Annotated in this window: 14 protein-coding genes, 2 tRNA genes and 1 pseudogene; 3 read left to right on the top strand and 14 right to left on the bottom strand. The window is 69.2% G+C overall.

Annotated elements, in window-relative coordinates; genetic code table 11:
* The 3 genes from ACZ7OH_RS32180 to ACZ7OH_RS32170 form a co-directional block, all read right to left on the bottom strand.
* Positions 1 to 2,565, bottom strand: a complete 2,565-nt coding sequence (locus ACZ7OH_RS32180) for an ATP-binding protein (protein ID WP_470284256.1) — start codon at positions 2,563 to 2,565, stop codon at positions 1 to 3.
* Positions 2,566 to 2,576: 11 nt separating this feature from the next.
* Positions 2,577 to 2,960 carry a hypothetical protein gene (locus ACZ7OH_RS32175; protein ID WP_470284255.1) on the bottom strand — a complete coding sequence of 128 codons (384 nt, stop codon included), beginning with the start codon at positions 2,958 to 2,960 and terminating at the stop codon, positions 2,577 to 2,579.
* A gap of 80 nt (positions 2,961 to 3,040) precedes the next feature.
* Positions 3,041 to 3,280: a hypothetical protein gene (locus tag ACZ7OH_RS32170; RefSeq protein ID WP_470284254.1), complete on the bottom strand. Its 240-nt coding sequence runs from the start codon at positions 3,278 to 3,280 to the stop codon at positions 3,041 to 3,043.
* 113 nt (positions 3,281 to 3,393) lie between these two features.
* On the opposite strand from ACZ7OH_RS32170, the gene ACZ7OH_RS32165 reads away from it, so the two are divergent.
* Positions 3,394 to 3,846 carry a hypothetical protein gene (locus ACZ7OH_RS32165; protein WP_470284253.1) on the top strand — a complete coding sequence of 151 codons (453 nt, stop codon included), beginning with the start codon at positions 3,394 to 3,396 and terminating at the stop codon, positions 3,844 to 3,846.
* Here ACZ7OH_RS32165 and ACZ7OH_RS32160 read toward each other — a convergent pair whose 3' ends face one another.
* Both ACZ7OH_RS32160 and ACZ7OH_RS32155 read right to left on the bottom strand, forming a co-directional pair.
* Positions 3,847 to 4,764: a conjugal transfer protein gene (locus tag ACZ7OH_RS32160; protein ID WP_470284252.1), complete on the bottom strand. Its 918-nt coding sequence runs from the start codon at positions 4,762 to 4,764 to the stop codon at positions 3,847 to 3,849.
* A 63-nt stretch (positions 4,765 to 4,827) separates the two neighbouring features.
* On the bottom strand, positions 4,828 to 5,700 hold the full coding sequence (locus tag ACZ7OH_RS32155) for a hypothetical protein (RefSeq protein WP_470284251.1): 873 nt from the start codon (positions 5,698 to 5,700) through the stop codon (positions 4,828 to 4,830).
* A gap of 559 nt (positions 5,701 to 6,259) precedes the next feature.
* Between ACZ7OH_RS32155 and ACZ7OH_RS32150 the strand changes: the two are divergent.
* Positions 6,260 to 7,246: pseudogene (locus tag ACZ7OH_RS32150) on the top strand (recombinase family protein); the annotation flags it as partial.
* A gap of 249 nt (positions 7,247 to 7,495) precedes the next feature.
* Here ACZ7OH_RS32150 and ACZ7OH_RS32145 read toward each other — a convergent pair.
* From ACZ7OH_RS32145 to gltX, 5 genes are all read right to left on the bottom strand, one after another.
* Entirely contained in the window at positions 7,496 to 7,969 is a 474-nt protein-coding gene (locus ACZ7OH_RS32145) for a hypothetical protein (RefSeq protein WP_470284250.1), read from the bottom strand.
* A 156-nt stretch (positions 7,970 to 8,125) separates the two neighbouring features.
* Positions 8,126 to 8,198 (bottom strand) — tRNA-Glu (locus ACZ7OH_RS32140).
* 102 nt (positions 8,199 to 8,300) lie between these two features.
* A tRNA-Gln gene (locus ACZ7OH_RS32135) sits at positions 8,301 to 8,372 on the bottom strand.
* A 50-nt stretch (positions 8,373 to 8,422) separates the two neighbouring features.
* Entirely contained in the window at positions 8,423 to 9,157 is a 735-nt protein-coding gene (locus ACZ7OH_RS32130) for an HAD family hydrolase (protein ID WP_470284341.1), read from the bottom strand.
* Positions 9,158 to 9,359: 202 nt separating this feature from the next.
* A complete protein-coding gene (gltX, locus tag ACZ7OH_RS32125; protein ID WP_470284249.1) occupies positions 9,360 to 10,838 on the bottom strand; it encodes a glutamate--tRNA ligase in 1,479 nt (492 codons plus the stop codon).
* Positions 10,839 to 10,942: 104 nt separating this feature from the next.
* On the opposite strand from gltX, the gene ACZ7OH_RS32120 reads away from it, so the two are divergent.
* On the top strand, positions 10,943 to 12,184 hold the full coding sequence (locus ACZ7OH_RS32120) for an FAD-dependent oxidoreductase (RefSeq protein WP_470284248.1): 1,242 nt from the start codon (positions 10,943 to 10,945) through the stop codon (positions 12,182 to 12,184).
* Here ACZ7OH_RS32120 and ACZ7OH_RS32115 read toward each other — a convergent pair.
* The 4 genes from ACZ7OH_RS32115 to ACZ7OH_RS32100 form a co-directional block, all read right to left on the bottom strand.
* Entirely contained in the window at positions 12,181 to 12,951 is a 771-nt protein-coding gene (locus ACZ7OH_RS32115) for a fumarylacetoacetate hydrolase family protein (RefSeq protein WP_470284247.1), read from the bottom strand. The two genes, ACZ7OH_RS32120 and ACZ7OH_RS32115, sit on opposite strands and share 4 nt — an antisense overlap.
* A 4-nt stretch (positions 12,952 to 12,955) precedes the next feature.
* Positions 12,956 to 14,587: a citramalate synthase gene (cimA, locus tag ACZ7OH_RS32110; protein ID WP_470284246.1), complete on the bottom strand. Its 1,632-nt coding sequence runs from the start codon at positions 14,585 to 14,587 to the stop codon at positions 12,956 to 12,958.
* 378 nt (positions 14,588 to 14,965) lie between these two features.
* Entirely contained in the window at positions 14,966 to 16,006 is a 1,041-nt protein-coding gene (locus tag ACZ7OH_RS32105; protein ID WP_470284245.1) for a 3-isopropylmalate dehydrogenase, read from the bottom strand.
* 228 nt (positions 16,007 to 16,234) lie between these two features.
* On the bottom strand, positions 16,235 to 19,597 hold the full coding sequence (locus tag ACZ7OH_RS32100) for a S8 family peptidase (protein WP_470284244.1): 3,363 nt from the start codon (positions 19,595 to 19,597) through the stop codon (positions 16,235 to 16,237).
* Positions 19,598 to 19,868: the final 271 nt, after the last annotated feature.

The following is a 19,868-nucleotide window of genomic DNA, read 5'->3' as shown; positions in this document are numbered from 1 at the left end:
CTAGCCTCCGTGACCGCGGGCAACGGTGGGCGTGGTGAGCACGGCATCCGGCAAGGTCCGGTACGGCTGGGTCATAACTTTCACCTTGCCGATTCGTCCACTGTGGTCACGAACGAGGAACTCCCCGGCTCGGCTGCGTCGTTCCTCGTCGCCACCGGCCGGATTCATCGGCGAAAGTTCTTTTGTGACGACCTCGTGGTAGTGGGCGTCGGCCGGGTCGACGCCGAGCCAGGCCAGGCCGCTGCGGGCAAGGCCGTCGTCGCGGTGGCGGCCGAGGAACCGGACCGCGATCAGTCCACGCAGGACATCGTCGCCGAGGTCTTTCGGTGCGTGAGAACCGAAGGCGGCGTCGGCGCCGTGTTTGCGGCCATCGCGAACGAACTCCAGCGCGATCTGCTGGCCTTCGGGGGTGCCGGTGACGTTGTAGGCCTCGTCGCAGATGAACTCGCCCCACCGGCCTGGGGTGAAGCAGATTTCTTTCGCGATCGCGGCGATGAGCAGGTGGAAGGCGCGGCCGAAGAGCTTGCGCGGCGGGATGCGTGAGGCCATCCGCCCGTTGCTCATCTCAAGCGCGCTCGGCAGCGGGATCTCGTTGGTGCAAAACACCACCATGTCCGCGCCGAACAGATCGACCGGCGCGAGGTCGGGATCGAAGACCGGGCGGGTGATCGGATCGCGCCGCAGCCGCTCAAGCCGGTCGGCCAGCGCGCGAGCAGCGGCATCGCGTCCACCGTGCTTGCGGAGGATGTCGACAAGTCGGTTACTGGAAGCGTCTGGATGTCCGCTGACGGCGTCGAGGCCGCGCCCGAGCGCGTCCCGCTCGGCGGAGTTGGATTCCAGATCGAGCCAGGACGCAAAGAAGGTTTCGGCGATGCCGGTGCTGGACTTGCCTGCTTCGCGGAAAACCCGCAACGGATCGCACGAATGCCGCAGCTCGGCCGCGCCGGGGCGGTCGTCGAGGCTCGGATCGATGACGTCGACGATCTGCGCGTTCCCCGGCAACGCGGCGGCGACGGGTGCCCATTCGCGGCTGCGGGTCCGGTCGATGACGATGACGCGGCCGTCGAGCATCAGCCGCACGACCGCGGCGACGTTCTTCAGCACGACCGACTTGCCGGCGCCTAGCTCGCCGATAACCGCTATGCCGCCGGACGAGTCGTGGGTCGGGCCGTACGTCGGGTCGAGCAGGAAGGGCGCGATGGCGCCGCCGTCGACGGTCAAGCCGAACAGGGCGCCGGCGGGATCTCCGAAGTCGGTCGCCGACACCGGCAGGAGCATGGCCGCGTCCGTGGAGAGAAGGTTCTGGCTGCATTCGCGGACCACCATCGGCGTCCGGCTACCCGGGAGCATCGCCTGGTAGAGCTGCCGCTGGCCGCCGAGCGGTCGTTCCCACCGGTATTCGCCGCCGAGGAACGCCTGCCGGAGCACCTTGGCGCGAGCGTCCGCGTCGCGGGCGGTGGCGCCCCAGACGCAGGCGACGACGCCGACTTCGAGGTCGATCTCGGTGGAGCTGGCGCCGAGGCGGGCGTTCTTGTGCTGGATCTCCTCCTGCGCCGACACAACGTCCGCCGGGACGCCCGCGGTGTCGCCGGCATGCTCCTCGTCCTGGCTCATGAGGTCGCGGGTGCGGCGCCGGTTGGCGACGCGAGCGTCCTCGTTCGACCGGGCGGTGATCCGCAGCGCGTAGTCGACGCCGAAGCCGATGTCCGAGAGCCGGGCAAGGATTTCGTGACCGGGGAAGGTGAACACGCGCGGCATCTCCGCCAGCACGAGGTATGCCTGGTAGCTGGCGATCACGCCCTCGTCGTGCGGGGTCACGCACTTGACGAACCGACGGTTCAGCAGCCCGAACGGCCCCCAACCTCGGCGATCTTCGGCCGAATCAGTCCGGCCTCCCTCGTCGAAGACGCAGCCGCGGAGGAGCGTCAACCGGGACCGTCCACTCCCTCGACGCACTGCGGCGCCGGTGTTGTGCACTGAAGAGATGCGGTCGAGCTGAGGTTCGTTCACACCGCGGACCGGAGCGCGGCTGAGCCACCACAGCAACTCCGCCTCCGAAGCCGGCCGCAGCGGGATGGCACCGCCGAGTTCCTGCGCCACCACCCGGGACCGCTCCCGGCCTGCAGCCACCGCCGCGGCGGACGCCGGCCGCGCTGGGAGGCCGATTTGCTCACCGAGGGCCGCGCTCGTCGCGCGCAGCATTGCCTGAGCGGATTCTTTCCAACCGTGCCCGGACAGGGGCTTGGCGAGCCAGTAGGTGCGGCCGAGGACGTCGAGGGTGTCGAGCTGATCCCACGCGTTGTGGACGGTCTCCGCCCACTGCGGGTTGGCGTCGAGGTCGATGCCCGCGACGCATCGCCGGACGATCGCGTGGGGCGGCACCTGCTCGCACAGGGAAGCGATCATCACTTCGCCGCGCAGCGACTTCATCAGCGTCACGGTGCGGTCGTAGAGGTCCCGCAACCGGCGACCGCTGGCGCGAGCACTCTCGTGCGGCAGGACCCGCCAGACGGCGCAGGTCGAGCCGTCGGCGCAGAACAGCAGGTTGCCCGCCAGATCGGTCACCGGACTGTCCATCACCGCTCCCGGTTGCGCGCCAGCACCAGCTGCAGCGGCGATGCCGCTTCCGCGGTTTTGGTTTCGCTTTCATCGACAAGGTGCACGTACAGCCCGGCGCGGTGCCACTTCGGCCGCGCGGGTCGACACGAGCGGCGGCCGACCGTGCCGGTCGCCGAAGCGCAAAGATGCGTACCGAGCCCGGCGAGCCAGCCCAGCGGCGTCCGGGACTCGATGCGAGCCCGCCGCACGAATACCGCCGCGAGCGGCACTCCCCAGCGAGCCGGACCGAGCCAGTCCAGCAGCGGCAGCTTCCACACCACGGCGAGCAGGACCAGGAACAACGCTCCTTGGGTCACCGTGTACGGACCGCCGGGAAGGTAGCCGCCGTCGCGACCGGGCATCCGCCCGAACATCCGCGGGAGCCGACGCGATCGGGTGTAGGAGCGGCCGACCAGGACGTCCCCGCGGCCCTTCGGCGCGGTCAATGCGTGAACCAGGCGCCGAACATGCCCGCGACGCCGTCGAGGTTGAGCAGGATGCCGAGGAAGATCGCGGCGATCACCCCGTACTTGATCGCCCGGGTGAAGTTCCCGCGCGTGCCGACCAGCAGCCCGATGCCGCCGACGATGGCGGCCAGCAGGATCAGCCGACGTACGGACTGGTCACCCCAGGCGAGGTTGGTGTCGATCCAGGACTTCACGTCCGCGGCGAGCACGGTCATCGTCTCTCCCTTCCGTCGGACGGCTCGCCTCGCAGCAATGCCGGGCCGATGCGCTGTTCGTCGGGAGACACGCGAGCACCGGATCCGCGTGATGCAGGTTAGGCTCGGCGACCGTGAGTGCTGACGCTCCGATCGCGGTCGCCCGCACCGAACTCAGCCCCGAGTTCAACCAGTTCCTCATCGGCACCGGCGACGTGCTGGGGGCCGCTGTTGAGCTGGCTGGCCGATCCGACGCGAATCCGGCCCACGCCGTCATCGGCGACAACGCCGTGCTGTTCCGGCTCGACCCGGGCATTCACAAGCTCGACGTCACCGTCGAGGTCTGGCCCGACCGTCCGCGGACCAGTCCGGACGAGTTCTTGGACTCGTTGGAGATAACGATCACGGCTGTCGACGCTCAGCTATATCTGGTGTCGACGACACCGTCTCCGCGAGACCTCGCCATCAGCTTGCCCACCGAGGGCAAGCTGACGATCCAGGCTTTCGTCCTCGACCGCCGGCAGCAAGAAGACGCAGAGTCCGGGATCGAGGTGTCCGCCTCGCGCTGGCTCATCCGGATCTGGTGATCACTGACCAGCCAGCTGAGGACCCGGGTCGATTTCCTTGACCTCCCAGCGACCGGCCCGCGCGACGAGGGTCAGCGCGTAGTCGACTGGCGTGCTCTGCGCGATGGCGTCGAACGCCAAGGCGTGCGCGAAGACGCTCACAGCGGTCCCGTCGGGTGGGCGAGCGGCTTGGCCCGGTTCGAACCTTTCGCGCGTCTTCAGCTCGAGGACCCGGACGTCCGTGAACGGAGCGGGGTGCGGCGGGGCAAGCCTTGCCCCGGGACTGATCAACCGGTCGAGCTGGCCTTGCCCCGCGAGGTACGCGCCCAAAAATCCGGCGACGGACTGACTGATCGGTCCTCCGGGGTCGGCCACCTCGTTGTACCCGAGCGCCACAGCCGGCCAGGTACCCGGGCAAGCAACGGGCGAAGGCAGCGCAGCGGCCACGTACGCGTCTTCCGCACCCACCATCGTGACCTGGGCGCACATCGTCGTCGCCCTGCGCTTGCCGTCCGGCTGCAACTGCAACACGTCGGCGACGACGACCACGGACCACTGTCCGCCGACCGGCGAGACCACCGAGACCGTCGCGGTGTCGACCGGTACCTGGGTCCCCGGAGCGCGCTGCGACTTCGTCGCAGCCGGGTAGAACACTTCGAGACCTGCGGAGTCGTCTCGGGTCGCCGAGAGCCAGGCCCGTACGTACATCTCGGCCCAGCCCGCCGGCGTCGCCGAGGGCGCGGGCGCGCCGCCGTCCCGCGTCGGCGGCGCACCCGCTGGCTGGAAGACAGCGAGACCGCCGACCGTCAGCAGCGGGCTCGCGAGCACGGCGAGCCAAGCCAACAACCGGCTACCGCGGCGGGTGACTCCCCGCAGCGCCGTTTCGACGTCCGCGTCCGGCAGCAGCCTGGCCAGTGGATTTCGACCGGTTCCGGGCATCGGACGCTCCAATTCGTCGGCGGACCTGCTGTGGAGGCAGGCGAAGCACCGACCCGTGGTGATTCAGCCGGCCCAGGGCAGGTCGCGACCCGGGAACTCCGACGCGGCCTCGACCAGCTGCTCCACCGCCCGCTGGCGGTGCCGGGTGATCGTCGGCTGGCTCAGGCCGATCAGCGCCCCGACCTGCCGATCGGTGGCCACCCCGTCGCGGCCGATCGGGCCGCGGAAGTACCTCGTGGTCAGGATGGTCGAGGAATGCTCGTCGAGCCGCTCCTCCTCCACTGCCCACGACAGCAGCTCGAGGAGCTCTTCCGAGGCGTCCACCTCGTCTCGCGCGGCTGCCAGCGGTCGGTGGACTTCGTCGTCGTCCATGCTGACGACGTCCGCCGCGGCCTGGCCGTGGTCGACGCCGAAGTCTCGCTGGGCCGCTCGCTGGGTCTCGCGCATCAAGTTCGCCGCGACGTGGTGCCGGCGGCGCAAGGGGTAGCAGCGAGACTGCTCCCAGAGGTGCCCGATCACCGACGCCTGGATGTCCCGGCTGTCTTCCGATGCCGAGACACCACCACCGGTCACCCCGCGCCGGGCACCCACTCCCCCGGCCGCCGCTCGAGCAGCGCGGACAACGCGAGCGACGATGCCCGGGACCGCGGGCAGCATCGCGTTCACCACGATCTCGGCGGCGACCACGCCCGCTCCGCTCTTCGTCGCCGCCCGCACGAGAAGGGCGTGAAGCACCTCGTCGTGCCGGCTGTAGTCCCGGGTGGACAGCAGGGCGACCAGATCGCCGTGGTCGGAGATCTCCAACAGCACCGGTTCCTCCGTGGACCACGCCCGCAACGCCTGGTCGAACTTAGCGACGGCACGCGGCTGCGCGAACTGCTTCTGCAACATCGTCAACGGGCTGTTCGCGGTGGATCGGCTGCTCGACGCGGACATGACACCGACTCCTCGGCTCGGGTGACAAGATCCGGGCCAGCGTCGGAGGCGCCCCTCGCCCCCTTGCTCGGCCGAATCCTTGCCCCGGCTCAGGAGCAAGCGGCGATTCACTCGGACGAGTGGTACTCGACAGGGACGCGGCCAGTGGCGTTGACGTCCGAGATCGCGACGAGACCCCGGTGGAGTCGGTCTCGAAAGCTGCGGCGGTGTCGTCCGGAGAATCGCGCGGGTACGCCCCGACCTTGCCTCTCTCAAGTCTCGTTTCGAGCGGAGGTGCTCTCGTGGCTCGCCATTTCGCGAGTGAAGACAGCCTTCGGGCAGAACCCGGCGCAGGAAGCCGCGCACTTGTCGGCGACGACGAACCCACGCTAGCGTCGTCTCCCGACAGCGTCTGGCGACTCGACAGTGCTTGCGGCCGAACGTATTCCGATCGGGTAGACGACATCTCCGGCGCGGAAGGCGCGCGGGTTCGCACCCGCCTCGCGACCATCACCCACGAGCTCCTCGGCTGGGCCCAGTCGCGCCTCCGCGAAGAGTCCGAGAAGGACGAGCACCACTCATGACCATTGAGGATTGGGCACCGCCGTCGGCGGGATTGTCCGACTACGCCGTGTCCCCGTTGGGGATGCCACGTGCCCTGCTGAACGACGAGGTCCGCGTCGCCTTCCTGGCCCGGACCTCGACCGAAGACCAACAGGACCCACGCCAGTCCATCATCCGTCAGCTGACGAACAGCAAGAACGCCTTGCCCGCGTCGTGGGTCATCACGACCCACTTCTTCGATGTCGAGTCCGGTCGTCTCGAACTCGGCGAACGCGGACAGGGGCAAGGCTACGAGCGGTTCGATATCCCGATTCCCCGTGCCGGGGGCATCACCGACCTGCTCGAAGAGGCGTCTCGCCACGACCGACGCTTCGACGTGGTGATGTGCGAGAGCATCTCGCGGGTGGCTCGCCGGGCCTTCGAGGGACTCTCAGTCGAACGAGAACTCGAACGAGCCGACGTCCCGCTGTTCGCCTCCAACGAGCCGATAACGCTGTCGGGTAGCCGCGCTCAGCGGGTCCTGCAGCGCAGGATCAACCAGTCGATCGCGGAGTACGAGGTCCTCAACACCCTTGAACAGTCCTGGGGCGGCCTGTGCACCCACGTCCGGGACGGCTGGAACATCGGGCAGCCCCCGCACGGGTACCGGGCTAAGGTCGTCCCGCACCCGAGTCCGGTCAAGGCGGAGAAGGGCAAGACCAAGTCTCGGCTCGAGCCGGACGGCCTCAAGGGCCTGACCATCACGCAGATCGCACACTGGCGCTACTACGAACGCGTCGGCTGCACGACGATCGCTCAGCGGCTGAACGCCGACCTCGACACGTACCCACCGCCCGAGGCGCCGTGCAAGGCACGTACGCGAGGCTCGTGGTCCAGGAGCGCCGTCTACAACATCCTGCGCAATCCGAAGTACACCGGCTACCAGGTCTTCAACCGGCGGGCGACAACCTCCAAGCGCGGGCGGGTCAACGAGACCTACAAGTGGGTGTGGTCGCCCAAGCCGGTCCACGAACCACTGATCGAAAAGTGGATGTTCGACGAGATCAACGGCGATCGCGCCCAGAATCGCGGCTCGCGCGACGGCAACACCCTCAGCTCGCACCCGTTGGCCAAGCGCAAGTATTTGCTCCGTGGCCGGGTCCTGCACAACTGCGGACGCCGCATGGTCGGCGACAAGAAGGGCAAGAGCGCCGTCTACTACCTCTGCTGGCCCGGCAAGAACAACGAGGGCAAGCCCGACCTCCACCCCGGGCTACCCACGTCGATCCGGGTGCGCGAGGACGAGCTCCTCGAGGCCATCTGCCGGTTCTACGCCGACCGGCTCTTCAGCCCGGAACGGCGATCGATCCTCGAAGGCGAACTCGCCGGCGTCGACGACACCGCAGCTCGAGAACGCGACGCCGAGCGGCAACGCCAGCGGAAGCTGCTGGCCACCATCGCCCGCCAGCAAGACTCCATCATGCGGCAGGCCCGCGAAGGGGACCCAGACGACCCGTTCACCCGCGGCCTTCGCCAGAGCTACAACGAACTCGAAGGCCAGAAAGCCGCACCACTGGCCATCATCGCCAAGCTCGACGCGGCCGACGCCGACCAACCAGCGGGTCCAACCGCGGCCGACGTCGAACGAATCGAGGCGCTCCCCTACCTCGCGGTCAACCTGGTCAAGGCGCCGCAAGAGCTGCTCTACGAGCTGTTCGAAGTCACCCGGCTCAGTGTTCACATCCACGGATCCGGAGACGAGGTGACGATCACAGTTAGACTACCCAGTGATCAGCTACCCAAGACCGCGCAAACTGCGGAAAGGATCTCTGACGCGATGTCTCCCAGCACACCAAAAAGTCCGTCTGACCTGGGTCAGACGGACTTGAGTGGTAGCTGCTTGTACCCCCGATGGGATTCGAACCCACGCTACCGGCGTGAGAGGCCGGCGTCCTAGGCCGCTAGACGACGGGGGCTTAGGATCTTTCCCTGGTTTCCCAGGGGCTTTTTTGTTTTTCTTGCTGGAGAGAACTTACCAGAGGCGATTTCTCGCTCCGCAAGGGGGTCACTCTCCGCAGCTGGGGTACCAGGACTCGAACCTAGACTAACTGGACCAGAACCAGTCGTGCTGCCAATTACACCATACCCCAGTGAGGTACCGATTCGGCTTGGCCGGTTCAGCACCGCACGAGGAGAAATACTAGAGCACGCCGTTCCCCACCGTGAAGGCGGGGGTCCCACTGACCCGCTGGGCCGGGACGCCGATCGTCGCGTACTCCGAAACCAGCAGCTCAGGCAGCTCGGCCAGCCCGGCGACGCGGTGGACGCCCTCGGGGGCGCGTTCGCCGATGGCGTCGCGGTCGAGCCAGACCGCTCCGAGACCCGCGTCGCGGGCGCCGATCGCGTCCGTGTCCAGTTTGTCGCCGACGTGGACCGCCTGGGCGGGAGCGCAGTCGAGGCCGAGGCAGACCGTGTGGAACATCACCGGATCGGGTTTCGCCACGCCGAGCTCGCCGGCGATGGCGATGTGGTCGAAGAACGGCGCCAGCCCCAGGTTGGCGATCTTCTTGCGCTGGTGGCCCCCGGAAGCGTTCGTCACGGCGGCCAGCATCAGGCCGGCCGCGCGCAGCCACTCCAGGCAGTCGAGGACGTCGTCGAACAGCTGCCACGAGTGGTCGAGCAGCTCTCTTCGGCGGCGCTCGAACGAACTCACCTGCTCGGCGTCGGCGAGGATGCCGATCTCGGCGAGGAAGCAGTCGGTGCGCCGCTGGTGCATCGTCGCGTAGTCGATTTCGCCGGCGACGACGAGCGCGACGTGCTCTTCGGTGATGAGGTCCCACAACGGCCACAGGTCGCCCCGGCCGGTCAGGATGTGGAGGCTGCGGCGGATCGCGGCCGTGCAGTCGATCAGGGTGTCGTCGATGTCCAAGCACACCAAGCGCAGCCGAGGCGGCGCCCAGGGTTCGGGCGCCGCCTCGGTGGGGGCGGTTCGCGACGGGGTCCGGGGTGCCAGGGCGAAATCCACCCAGTGAGGCTAGGGCAACCGCCGCGTTCGCGACGCTGCCAAAGAGGTGATTGCCGCTCCCCTGTTCCGGCGCACCGGCTCTACTCCCAGTTGGCGAACCGTCTTCTTTCGGTTATCCGACCATCGCGCGGCGAAGACGTCCCAGTGAGACGTCGCGGCCGAGCAGTTCCATCGATTCGTACAGGGGAGGAGAAACCGTCCGTCCGGTCACGGCGACGCGAACCGGCGCGAAAGCCTTGCGGGGCTTGAGACCCAGACCGTCCACAAGGGCGTCTTTGAGCGCCTGCTCGATGGCCTCCGTCTCCCACGACGGCAGCGCTTCGAGCGCCTCGACCGCCGCGGTGAGCACCGGCTGCGCCGCTTCGCCGAGGTTCTTCGCCGCCGCGTCTTCTTCCGGCGCGAAAGCGTCCTCGTCGGTGAACAGAAAACGCACCATGGGCGCCGCGTCCGAAAGCACCGTGACGCGTTCCTGCACCAGCGGCGCGATCGCGTTCAGCCGGGCCAGCTGCTGCTCGCTCGGCGATTCCGGAAGGACACCCGCGGTGACGAGGTACGGCGTGACGCGCGAAACGAATTCGGCCGCCGGCAACGCCCGCACGTGGGTGCCGTTGATCGCTTCGGCCTTCTTGAGGTCGAAGCGCGCCGGGTTGGCGCTGACCTTGGTGACGTCGAAGGCGGCGATCATCTCCTCGACGCTGAAGACGTCGCGGTCGTCGGCGATCGACCAGCCCAGCAGGGCCAGGTAGTTGAGCAGGCCCTCGCGGATGAACCCGCGGTCGCGGTAGTTGAAGAGGTTCGACGAAGGGTCGCGTTTGGACAGTTTCTTGTTGCCCTCGCCCATGACGTAGGGCAGGTGGCCGAACCGCGGCGTGAACTCCGCGACACCGATGCGCTCCAGCGCGGCGTAGAGCGCCAGCTGGCGGGGCGTCGACGGCAGCAGGTCCTCGCCGCGCAGGACGTGCGTGATCTTCATCAGCGCGTCGTCGACCGGGTTGGTCAGCGTGTACAGCGGCTCGCCGTTGGCGCGCACCAGCACCGGGTCCGGGATCGTGTTCGCCGGGAAGGTGATGTCGCCGCGCACCAGGTCGGCCCAGCCGAGGTCGGCGTCGGGCATGCGCAGGCGCAGCACCGGCGCGCGGCCCTCGGCGCGGTACGCGGCGATCTGCTCGGCGGTGAGGTCGCGGTCGAAGTTGTCGTAGCCCAGCTTGGGGTCCAGGCCGGCCGCCTTGCGCCGCGCCTCGACCTCCTCGTTGGTGGAGAACGCTTCGTACAGCTCCCCCGCCTCGAGGAGCTTCGCGGCGACGTCGGCGTAGATCGCGCGCCGTTCGCTCTGGCGGTACGGCCCGTAGTCGCCGCCGGCCTCCGGGCCCTCGTCCCAGTCGATGCCGAGCCAGCGCAGCCCGTCGAGGAGCTGCTCGTAGGACTCCTGCGAGTCGCGCGCGGCGTCGGTGTCTTCGATCCGGAACACCAGTTGCCCCTGGTTGTGCCGGGCGAAGGCCCAGTTGAACAGCGCCGTGCGGATCAGCCCGACGTGCGGGGTGCCGGTCGGCGAAGGACAGAAGCGCGCGCGAACCACCGATGTCTCACTCATAGCCCGATCAGCGTATCCGTCGCCACAACGCTTGACGCCGGGGACCGGTCCGGGGCATCCTCGGTTTATTCAACAAGCGATGAATAGACGGGGAGATGGTCGAGATGACCGAGCGCACGGGCTGCGTCGTCATCGGTGGCGGGCCGGCCGGGATGGTCACGGGACTCCTACTGGCCCGGGCCGGCGTCGAGGTGACGGTGCTGGAGAAGCACGCGGACTTCCTGCGCGACTTCCGCGGGGACACGGTCCACCCGTCGACGCTCACGCTGCTCGACGAGCTGGGCCTGGGCGAGAAGTTCCACGCGCTGCCGCACAGCGAGCTGCGCTCGGCGGGCTTCCCCCAGGACAACGGCGAGCTGATGAAGCTGGCCGACTTCACCCGGTTGAAGGTCGCCCACCCGTACATCGCGATGGTGCCGCAGTGGGACTTCCTCGACCTGCTCGCCGAAAGCGCGCGCAAGGAGCCGACGTTCGTCCAGCGGATGGAGACCGAGTGCACCAGCCTGGTCCGCGAGCACGGCCGGGTCGCCGGGATCACCTACCGCACGGCCGCCGGCGAGACCGGGGAAATCCGCGCGGACCTGGTGATCGCCGCCGACGGCCGCTGGTCGCTGGCCCGCCGCGAAGCCGGTCTGGTGCCGCGGGAGTACGACTGCCCGTTCGACGTCTGGTGGTTCCGGCTCTCGCGGCGGGAAGGGGATGCGGACGGCATGCTCATGCCGCGGATGCGCGACCGCCGCTTCGCGGTGCCGCTCCCCCGGCCCGACTTCTTCCAGGTCGCTTACCTCGGCCCGAAGGGCGACGACCTCCGCGAACAGGGCATCGAGGCGTTCCGCCACAACGTCACGCAGATCTGCCCCGAGTTCACCGACCGCGTGCACGAGCTCGAGTCGATGGACGACGTCAAGTTCCTCGACGTGCGGCTCAACCTGCTGCGCAAGTGGCACGTCGACGGGCTGCTGTGCATCGGTGACGCGGCGCACGCGATGTCGCCGATCGGCGGGGTCGGCATCAACCTGGCGGTGCAGGACGCGGTCGCGGCGGCGACGCTGCTGGCCGAGCCGCTGCGCCGGGGCCGCCCGTCGCCGGCGGACCTGGCGAAGGTGCGCGCCCGGCGGCTGGCGCCGACCCTGCTGGTGCAGGGGCTGCAACGGCTGCTGCACCGGACCGTGATGCGCGCGGTGATGGCGGGCAGGCGCAACGGCCCGCCGGCGCCGATGATCAAGCTGTTCGCGCGGTTCCCGCGGCTGTCGTACGTCCCGGCCCGGCTCCTCGGCCTCGGGCTGCGGCCGGAGCACGCCCCGGCGTTCGCCCGGCGGCCGATGGAGCCGGCGACCAGGGCTTAGACGTTCTCGACCGGGTTGGTCAGGGTGCCGATGCCTTCGATGGTGATCGAGACGCTCTGGCCACCCTCGATCGGGCCGACGCCCTCCGGGGTGCCGGTGAGGATGACGTCGCCGGGCAGCAGCGTCATCACGCCGGAGACGAACTCGACCAGCTCGGGGATCTTGTGGACGAGGTCGGACGTGCGGCCGTCCTGCTTGAGCTCGCCGTCGACCTCGGAGCGCAGCGCCAGGTCGGAGGCGTCGAGCGACGTCTCGATCCACGGGCCGAGCGGGCAGAACGTGTCGAAGCCCTTGGCGCGGCCCCACTGGCCGTCGGACTTCTGCAGGTCGCGGGCGCTGACGTCGTTGGCGACCGTGTAGCCGAGGATCGCGCTCGCGGCGCGGGCGGCGGGCACGTTCTTCACCGGCTGGCCGATCACGATGGCCAGCTCGCCTTCGAAGTCGACGCGGCCGACGTTCGACGGACGGCGGATCGCCGCGTTCGGGCCGATGACCGTGGTCGACGGCTTGAGGAACAGCATCGGGGCGCTGGGCACCTCGTTGCCGAACTCGGCCGCGTGCTTGGCGTAGTTGCGGCCGACGGCGATCACCTTGGACGGCAGGATCGGCGCGAGCAGCCGGACGTCGGCCAGCGGCCACCGCTTGCCGGTGAAGTTGGGCTGGCCGAACGGGTGCTCGGCGATTTCCAGGACCTGGGCGTCGTCACCGTCCCCTTCGACCGAAGCGAACGCGACACCACCGGGATGAGCAATACGGGCTAGGCGCACGGCGTCAGTCTACGTCTGCTGTTTCCGTGACCGGGGCCACGGTGGTGCTCTTGTGGACGAGCGCGTCGCAGAGGGCCAGCCAGCTGGCCTCGACGATGTTGCCGTGCACGCCGACCGTGGTCCACTCGCGTTCGCCGTCGGTGCTCTCGACCAGCACGCGCGTCACCGCGTCGGTGCCGGGGTGGCCTTGCAGGATCCGGACCTTGTAGTCGGCCAGGTCCACACTGTCCAACCAGGACAGGTGGGGGCTCAAGGCTTTCCGGAGCGCGGCGTCGAGGGCGTGCACCGGGCCGATGCCCTCGGCGGTGGCGATGACGCGCTGGCCGCCGACGTGCACCTTGACCGTGGCTTCGGACACGACCTCGGCGTCGGCGCGGTGGTCGAGGACCACGCGGTAGGACTCGAGCTCGAACGGCGCCTCGGCGGGCACATCGGCCTCCTGGCGCAGCAGGAGCTCGAGGGAGGCGTCGGCGGCCTCGAAGGACCAGCCTTCGGATTCGAGGCGCTTGACCTTGGTGATGGCGCTCGTCAGCGCCTCGGGCCGGCCGGCAAGGTCGACCCCGAGCTCACGTCCCTTGAGCTCGAGGCTGGCCCTGCCGGCCATCTCGGTGACCAGCACCCGCATGTCATTGCCGACGGAAGACGGATCGATGTGGTTGTACAGCAACGGATCCACCTTGATCGCGCTCGCGTGCAGTCCCGCCTTGTGGGCGAAAGCCGACGCCCCTACGTAAGCCTGGTGGGTGTAGGGGGCGAGGTTGGCGATTTCGGCAAGGGCATGGGAGACCCGGGTCAGCTCGGCCGCTCCTCCGGTCGGGAGGACGTCCATGCCGAGCTTGGTCACGAGGTTCCCTGTCACGGCGAAGAGGTCGGCGTTGCCGGCCCGCTCCCCGTAACCATTGGCGGTGCACTGGACGTGCGTCGCGCCGGCCTGCACCGCGGCGACGGAGTTCGCCACGGCGCAGGAAGTGTCGTCCTGACAGTGGATTCCGAGGCGGAACCCGGTCTTTTCCTTGATGGTCTTGACGGTCTCGGCGAGCCCGAGCGGCAGCTGACCACCGTTGGTGTCGCAGAGCACGAGGACATCGGCGCCCGCGTGCGCGGCGGCGTCGAGGACCCTGAGCGAAGTCTCGGGGGAAAACGCGTAGCCGTCGAAGAAGTGTTCGGCGTCGAGAAAAACGCGCCGGCCTTCTTTGACGAGGAATTCGACGGTGTCCTTGACCATGGCGCAGGCTTCGTCGACGTCGACGCGGAGGGCGCGTTCGATGTGCCGCAGATCCGACTTCGCGACGAGGGTGACAACGGGGGCTTCGCTGGCGAGAAGGGCCCGGACCTGCGGATCGACGTCGGCGGTGGTGCCGGCCTTGCGCGTCGCCCCGAAAGCGACGAGGGCGGCGTGGTTGAGTTTGAGTTCGCCTTTCGCGGCGCGGGCGAAGAACTCCGTGTCCTTGGGGAGAGCCCCGGGCCAGCCACCTTCGATGAACCCGACGCCCAGTTCGTCCAGCAGCCGCGCGACGGCGAGCTTGTCCTGGACGGAGTAGGAGATGCCCTCCCGCTGCGCACCGTCGCGCAGGGTCGTGTCGTAGAGGTGGAAGGCATCGCCGAGCGGGGTATCGGCGGGCTCCTGGCGGGTCACGGTCTTCTCCCAATCGTTTCGTGGCAACAAAAAAACCTCCCGCATGGGTGCGAGAGGTTGCGCGCCGGGTGCTCTTGTGGAGCTACCGTCCGGCGCGCTCGATGATAATGATCGCGAAGCTGGTCACGGTCGCATCATGCCACAGGGGTTCGCGGGAAGTCCACAAACTGGGTCAAGCTCCCACCATCCGGGAACGCGGGCCGGCGACTCCGACGGCCAGGTCGCCAAACCCTGCCGGGAAGTTGTTCAGCCGCCCGCTTGCCCACATCACGCGCGGCGCCGTGAACGAGCCGCGGCAACACCGGCCGAGGCCCCAGCAGGCCCAGGCACGAAAAAGCCCCGCACCACCAGGGCGCGGGGCCTTTCCGAAGCAAAAACTCAACCAGCAGTACGCACGTTGGACGAAACCAAAGCCGCCAACCGGTCCCCGATGGCCGTAGTAGCCCCCGGCGAAGACTGGTCCCGGGTAGCCAAATCAAAAGCCACCGAAGCCTCGATCCGCCGAGCCGACTCCTTCTGACCCAGGTGGTCCAGCAGCAGCGCAACCGACAACACCGCGGCCGTCGGGTCCGCCAGCCCCTGCCCGGCGATATCGGGCGCCGACCCGTGCACCGGCTCGAACATGCTCGGGTTGCGGCGCGTGATGTCCAGGTTCCCGCTCGCCGCGAGCCCGATGCCACCCGTCACCGCGGCCGCCAAGTCCGTGATGATGTCGCCGAACAGGTTGTCCGTGACGATCACGTCGAACCGGGACGGGTCCGTCACCAGGTGGATCGTCGCCGCGTCCACGTGGGAGTAGGCGACCGTCACCTCCGGGTGCTCCAGCGAGACCTCTTCGACGATCCGCGACCACAGCGAACCCGCGTACTCGAGCACGTTGGTCTTGTGCACCAGCGTCAGGTGCTTGCGCGGACGGGCCTCGGCGCGGTTGAACGCGTCCGCGACCACGCGGCGGATGCCGAACGCCGTGTTGACGCTGACCTCCGTCGCGATCTCGTTCTCGGTGTCCTTGCGCAGCAGGCCACCAGTACCCGCGTACGGGCCTTCAGTCCCTTCGCGCACGACGACCATGTCGACGTCGCCCGCGTCGGCCAGCGGTCCCCGGACGCCCGGGTACAGCCGCGCCGGGCGCAGGTTGACGTGGTGGTCCATCTCGAACCGCAGGCGCAGCAGCAGGCCGCGCTCGAGGATGCCGCTCGGCACCGACGGGTCGCCGACCGCGCCCAGCAGGATCGCGTCGTGCTGGCGGAGCTCGCCGAGCACCGACTCCGGGAGCAGCTCACCGGTCGCGTGCCACCGCGCGGCGCCGAGGTCGTAGTTCGTGATCTCCGCCGTCGGTACTACCTCGCCGAGCACCTTCAGCGCCTCGGAGACCACCTCGGGCCCGATCCCGTCTCCTGGGATCACCGCGAGCCGCATCCACACACCTCCGTCGACGAGGCCACCGGATGCACCGATGGCCCACCGCAACAAAACGCCAGCAGCCGGAAGGTTACCGGCCGTAGACAAACGGCCGTAGCCGCACCACCCTTATGCCGCATCCTCCCGCAGGGTGAGACACCCGATCGGGGGAACTGCAGCGAGGCGTCCCCGGCTGAAACCCACCGGGAACGCCCCTGTGCCTGCACTGATCGATCTTGCCCGGGACTAGCGGTGACCAGCCCCGATCGGCTGACGGTCGTTCCCCGGCCGGGCGCCCTGGGCGGCGTCCACCTTGACCACGTTCGCCCGGTTCCCCGCAGCGTTGTGGTGCTCGATGGCGAGCAGCCCGAGGGCGTTGTCGGCCGCGGCCGAAGCCGCGTTCCGGGTGACGACCAGCGTCGTCCCCGGCTTCGCGACGTAGCCCAGCGCGGCGTCGCCGCCACCCTGCACCGAGTAGCCCGGCGCGAGCGCGTCGAACGAAAGCGGCGTGCCGACGTAGTCGATCAGCCCGTTCGTCGTGCCCGGCGCGACGTAGAAACCGCTCACGCCCACCGTGTAGGAGATCCGGTGGCTGTCGGCGTTCGCGTCGATGCCCAGCGCGGCCAGGGAAACCGGCAGCGTGATCACGTTCGTGTCGAACACGTTCGTGTCCACGTCGCCGAGCTGCCCGTTGACGGCCTGGACGTCGACCCGCGGGAAGCCCGGGGTCAGCGCGACCGTGACGGCCAGCAGCACGTCCGTGGACGTCGCCTTGGTCACGTAGGTCTCGAAGTCCGGCGTCCCGTCCCCGGTGGTGTCGATGTCGACGAAGGGCGAGGTGTTGCTGCCGATGTTCGCCCAGTCGCCCCAGGTGGACAGGCCGAACGCGAGGAGCGCGTTCTGCGGCTCACCCTGCGCCTTCGCCAGCGGCGCGGTGGAAGCCGCGCCGATGTAGCGGAGGTCGCCGCCCTTGGCCGTCTTGTTCACCGTGCAGTCGGTGACGACGTCCGCGTCGCACTCGGGCAGCTGCGGGGACTCCGCCTGCAGCTCGAGCACGCTGATCAGCGAGCGGTACCGCTGCGCGCCGGTGCCCTGGTCGACGCCCTTGCCGGTCAGGTTGAGCACGGCCTGGGTGGCGTCGGGGGTGAACTTCACCGACGGCGGCGTCGAAATCGTCGACACCGGCTTCGGTGCCGAGTAGACCGACACCCGCAGCGGCACCTTGGCGCCGCTGGTGGGCGTGAAGGCGACGCGCCCGGAAGCGTCGGCGACGAACTGCCGCGCCAGGCCGGCCTGGGTGGCCTGCATGGTCGGGTCCATGACCTTGCGCAGCGCCGTGGGGTCGGCGATCTTCAGCGTCACCTTGACCTTGGCGGTGCCGCGCGGGGTCAGCTTCACTGTCGGCTTGTCCACTGTGTACTCGACGCCCGGCAGCGCGTTGACCGCCTGGTAGGCCACCGAGTACTCGGCGGCCGTGACGCCCTTGTTGACGAGCTTGATCGTCTTCGACAGCGTCACCGGACCCGACGCCTCGACCGTGCCGAAGCTGACGCTCACCGCGCCCGGGTCGTCGACGACGTAGGCGAGCACCTGGTTGTCCAGCGCCGCCTTGGCGTCGATCCGGCCGCTGCCGACGCGCTGCGGCGCGTAGGTGTGGCCCGCGCCGTCGGAGACGTCGTGGCCGGCGGTGTCGATGACCGACGCCTTGACCTCCTCGACCGACCAGTCCGGATGGGACTGGCGGACCAGCGCGGTGATGCCCGCGGTGTGCGGCGCCGCCATCGACGTGCCCGAGAGCACGGTCCGGCCGTTGCCGCTGCCGCGGAACGCCGAGGTGATCGTGTCACCCGGCGCGGCGAGGTCCGGCTTGACGGCCGGGCCGCGGGTGCCGCGCGAGGTGAACGAGCTCGGGGTGTCCACGATCGTCTTGTCGTAGGTCTGGATCGACGCGCGCCCGGTGCCGTAGAGCCGGACCTGCAGCGTGCCCGCGGTCAGCGCCGCGCGCAGCGTCTTGGTCGCGGAACCGGTGAACTGGAACAGCGGGATCGCCGCGTTGCCCGCGATACCCGCGCTGAAGTGCTCCAAAGTGGACGAAAGCAGCGCGCCCTTCGCCCCGGCGGCCTGCGCGTTGTTCGCGCGCGCGGCCGAACCGCAGGCGCGGGTCGAGTCGTTGTCGTCCCACTCCAGCCAGACGAACTTGCCCGCCGCCTTCGCCTTGTCCGCGGCGGAGTACGGCGCGCAGCCGGCGCTGTTCGACGCGGACAGCGCGACGACCGGCGCGGTCAGGTTCAGCGTGTCGTAGCCGGTGTAGTTCTGGCTGTACTGCCCGGTCTTCTGGCCCGCGGCGGTCGTGGGCGCCTTGACTTCGGCGGCGTCGCGCAGGACGCCCGCGTCACGCGTGCTGGCGACGGTCAGCGCCTCGGGGGTGTTGCCCGGGGAGCCGGCGATGTCGTTGATGTCACCGCCGTTGCCCGCGGAGATCACCGGCAGCACGTTGTTCGCGGCGAGCTTGCGCACGAACAGCGAGTCCGGGTCGTCCGGCGCGCCGAAGTCCGACCCCAGCGAGAGGTTGACGATGTCGAGGTGGTCGGTGAAGTCGCCGTCGCCGTCCGGGTCGAGGGCCCAGTCCAGCGCCTGCGAGGTGACGTTCGTCGAGCCGACGCAGCCGAACACCTTGATGGCGTAGAGGAGCGACTTCGGCGCCGTGCCCGGGCCGATCTGCATCGCGTCGACCTTCTTGGCGTCCAGCTTCTTGTAGTCGCCCTTGAAGGTCTTGCCGTCCGCGGTGACGCCGAAGCCGCCGATGGTGCCGGCGACGTGCGTGCCGTGCTCACCGCAGGCGAGCGGGTTCGGGTCCGGCTTCGGGGTGGTCTTGCCGGCCGTCGCGGCGTCGTAGTCGTCGCCGACGAGGTCGGTGCCGCCGACGACCTTGGCGTTCGGGAAGAGCGGGGTCGGCTTGGTGGAGTCGACGCTCTTGTAGGCGGCCGGCGTGCCGGGGCCGCCGAAGTCGGCGTGGGTGTAGTCGATGCCGTCGTCGATCACGCCGATGCGGACGCCGTCGCCGAACTTGCCGGTCTGCTGACACGCGGCGAGCGTGTTGGTCAGCTGCTCGGCGCTGGCGTTGGTGCGGGTCTTCGGCACGACCGTGCGCACCGAAACGACGTCCGCGCGCTTCGCGATGTCACGCAGCTTCGCGGCGTCGGCCGTGACGACCACGCCAGGTACGGCATTGGCGGTCTGCGTGACGACCTGCGGCTTGGCGTCGGCCGAGCGCAGCTGGCCCAGCACCGAGTTCACCGCGGCCGCGGTGTCGTCCTTCGCGGCGCGGGCGGCGCGCTTGGCAGCCTCCTTGCCCTGGGGCTGCGCCGAGGTGAACGCGTCGACGGCGGGCTTCTTGGCCAGCTCGACGAACGCGGTGACGCGGCCCTGCGCGGCGCCGAGCCGGGGCGAAACCTTGCCCTCCAGCTTGGCGCCGTCGATCTTCGCCGGAGCCACTCCGTCGGCCAGCGGCGCGTCGGCCGCGGTCGCGACCGGCGCCCCGAGCGCGGCGGCGAGCACCACGGCGAAGGCCGCCGTGGTCGCGCGCGCGGGTAGGCGGGATCTGCTCATCAGTCGGCCCCTTACCCGAGGTCTGGACCCGAACCTGCCTGCCGCTCCGGACACCCCCGACGGTGAAGCGCGGCACAGCGCCGTGCCCTCGACGACGCGTGGTTCAACCTCGCGGGGAGAACTTAATGCCCCAAATCACCTACTTACGTAGGCAAAGGACTCCGTTACGTGAATGTGATTGCGCACGAAGGCCCCCTGTCGGGTGACAGGGGGCCTTCGAAAGTGAGGCTTATTCTGGCTAGCCCGCCGCGCCCCGCTCGCGACGCCGCGA

Source organism: Amycolatopsis sp. NPDC114478, assembly GCF_055633805.1.
This window is presented reverse-complemented; position numbering and strand designations above follow the sequence as displayed.

Coding starts and splice junctions, on each gene's coding strand:
- ACZ7OH_RS32175 (WP_470284255.1), bottom strand. CDS start 2,960: ATGCCCGGTCGCGACGGCGGCTACCTTCCCGGCGGTCCGTACACGGTG.
- ACZ7OH_RS32105 (WP_470284245.1), bottom strand. CDS start 16,006: ATGCGGCTCGCGGTGATCCCAGGAGACGGGATCGGGCCCGAGGTGGTC.
- ACZ7OH_RS32155 (WP_470284251.1), bottom strand. CDS start 5,700: ATGTCCGCGTCGAGCAGCCGATCCACCGCGAACAGCCCGTTGACGATG.
- ACZ7OH_RS32170 (WP_470284254.1), bottom strand. CDS start 3,280: ATGACCGTGCTCGCCGCGGACGTGAAGTCCTGGATCGACACCAACCTC.
- gltX (WP_470284249.1), bottom strand. CDS start 10,838: ATGAGTGAGACATCGGTGGTTCGCGCGCGCTTCTGTCCTTCGCCGACC.
- ACZ7OH_RS32100 (WP_470284244.1), bottom strand. CDS start 19,597: ATGAGCAGATCCCGCCTACCCGCGCGCGCGACCACGGCGGCCTTCGCC.
- ACZ7OH_RS32120 (WP_470284248.1), top strand. CDS start 10,943: ATGACCGAGCGCACGGGCTGCGTCGTCATCGGTGGCGGGCCGGCCGGG.
- ACZ7OH_RS32160 (WP_470284252.1), bottom strand. CDS start 4,764: ATGCCCGGAACCGGTCGAAATCCACTGGCCAGGCTGCTGCCGGACGCG.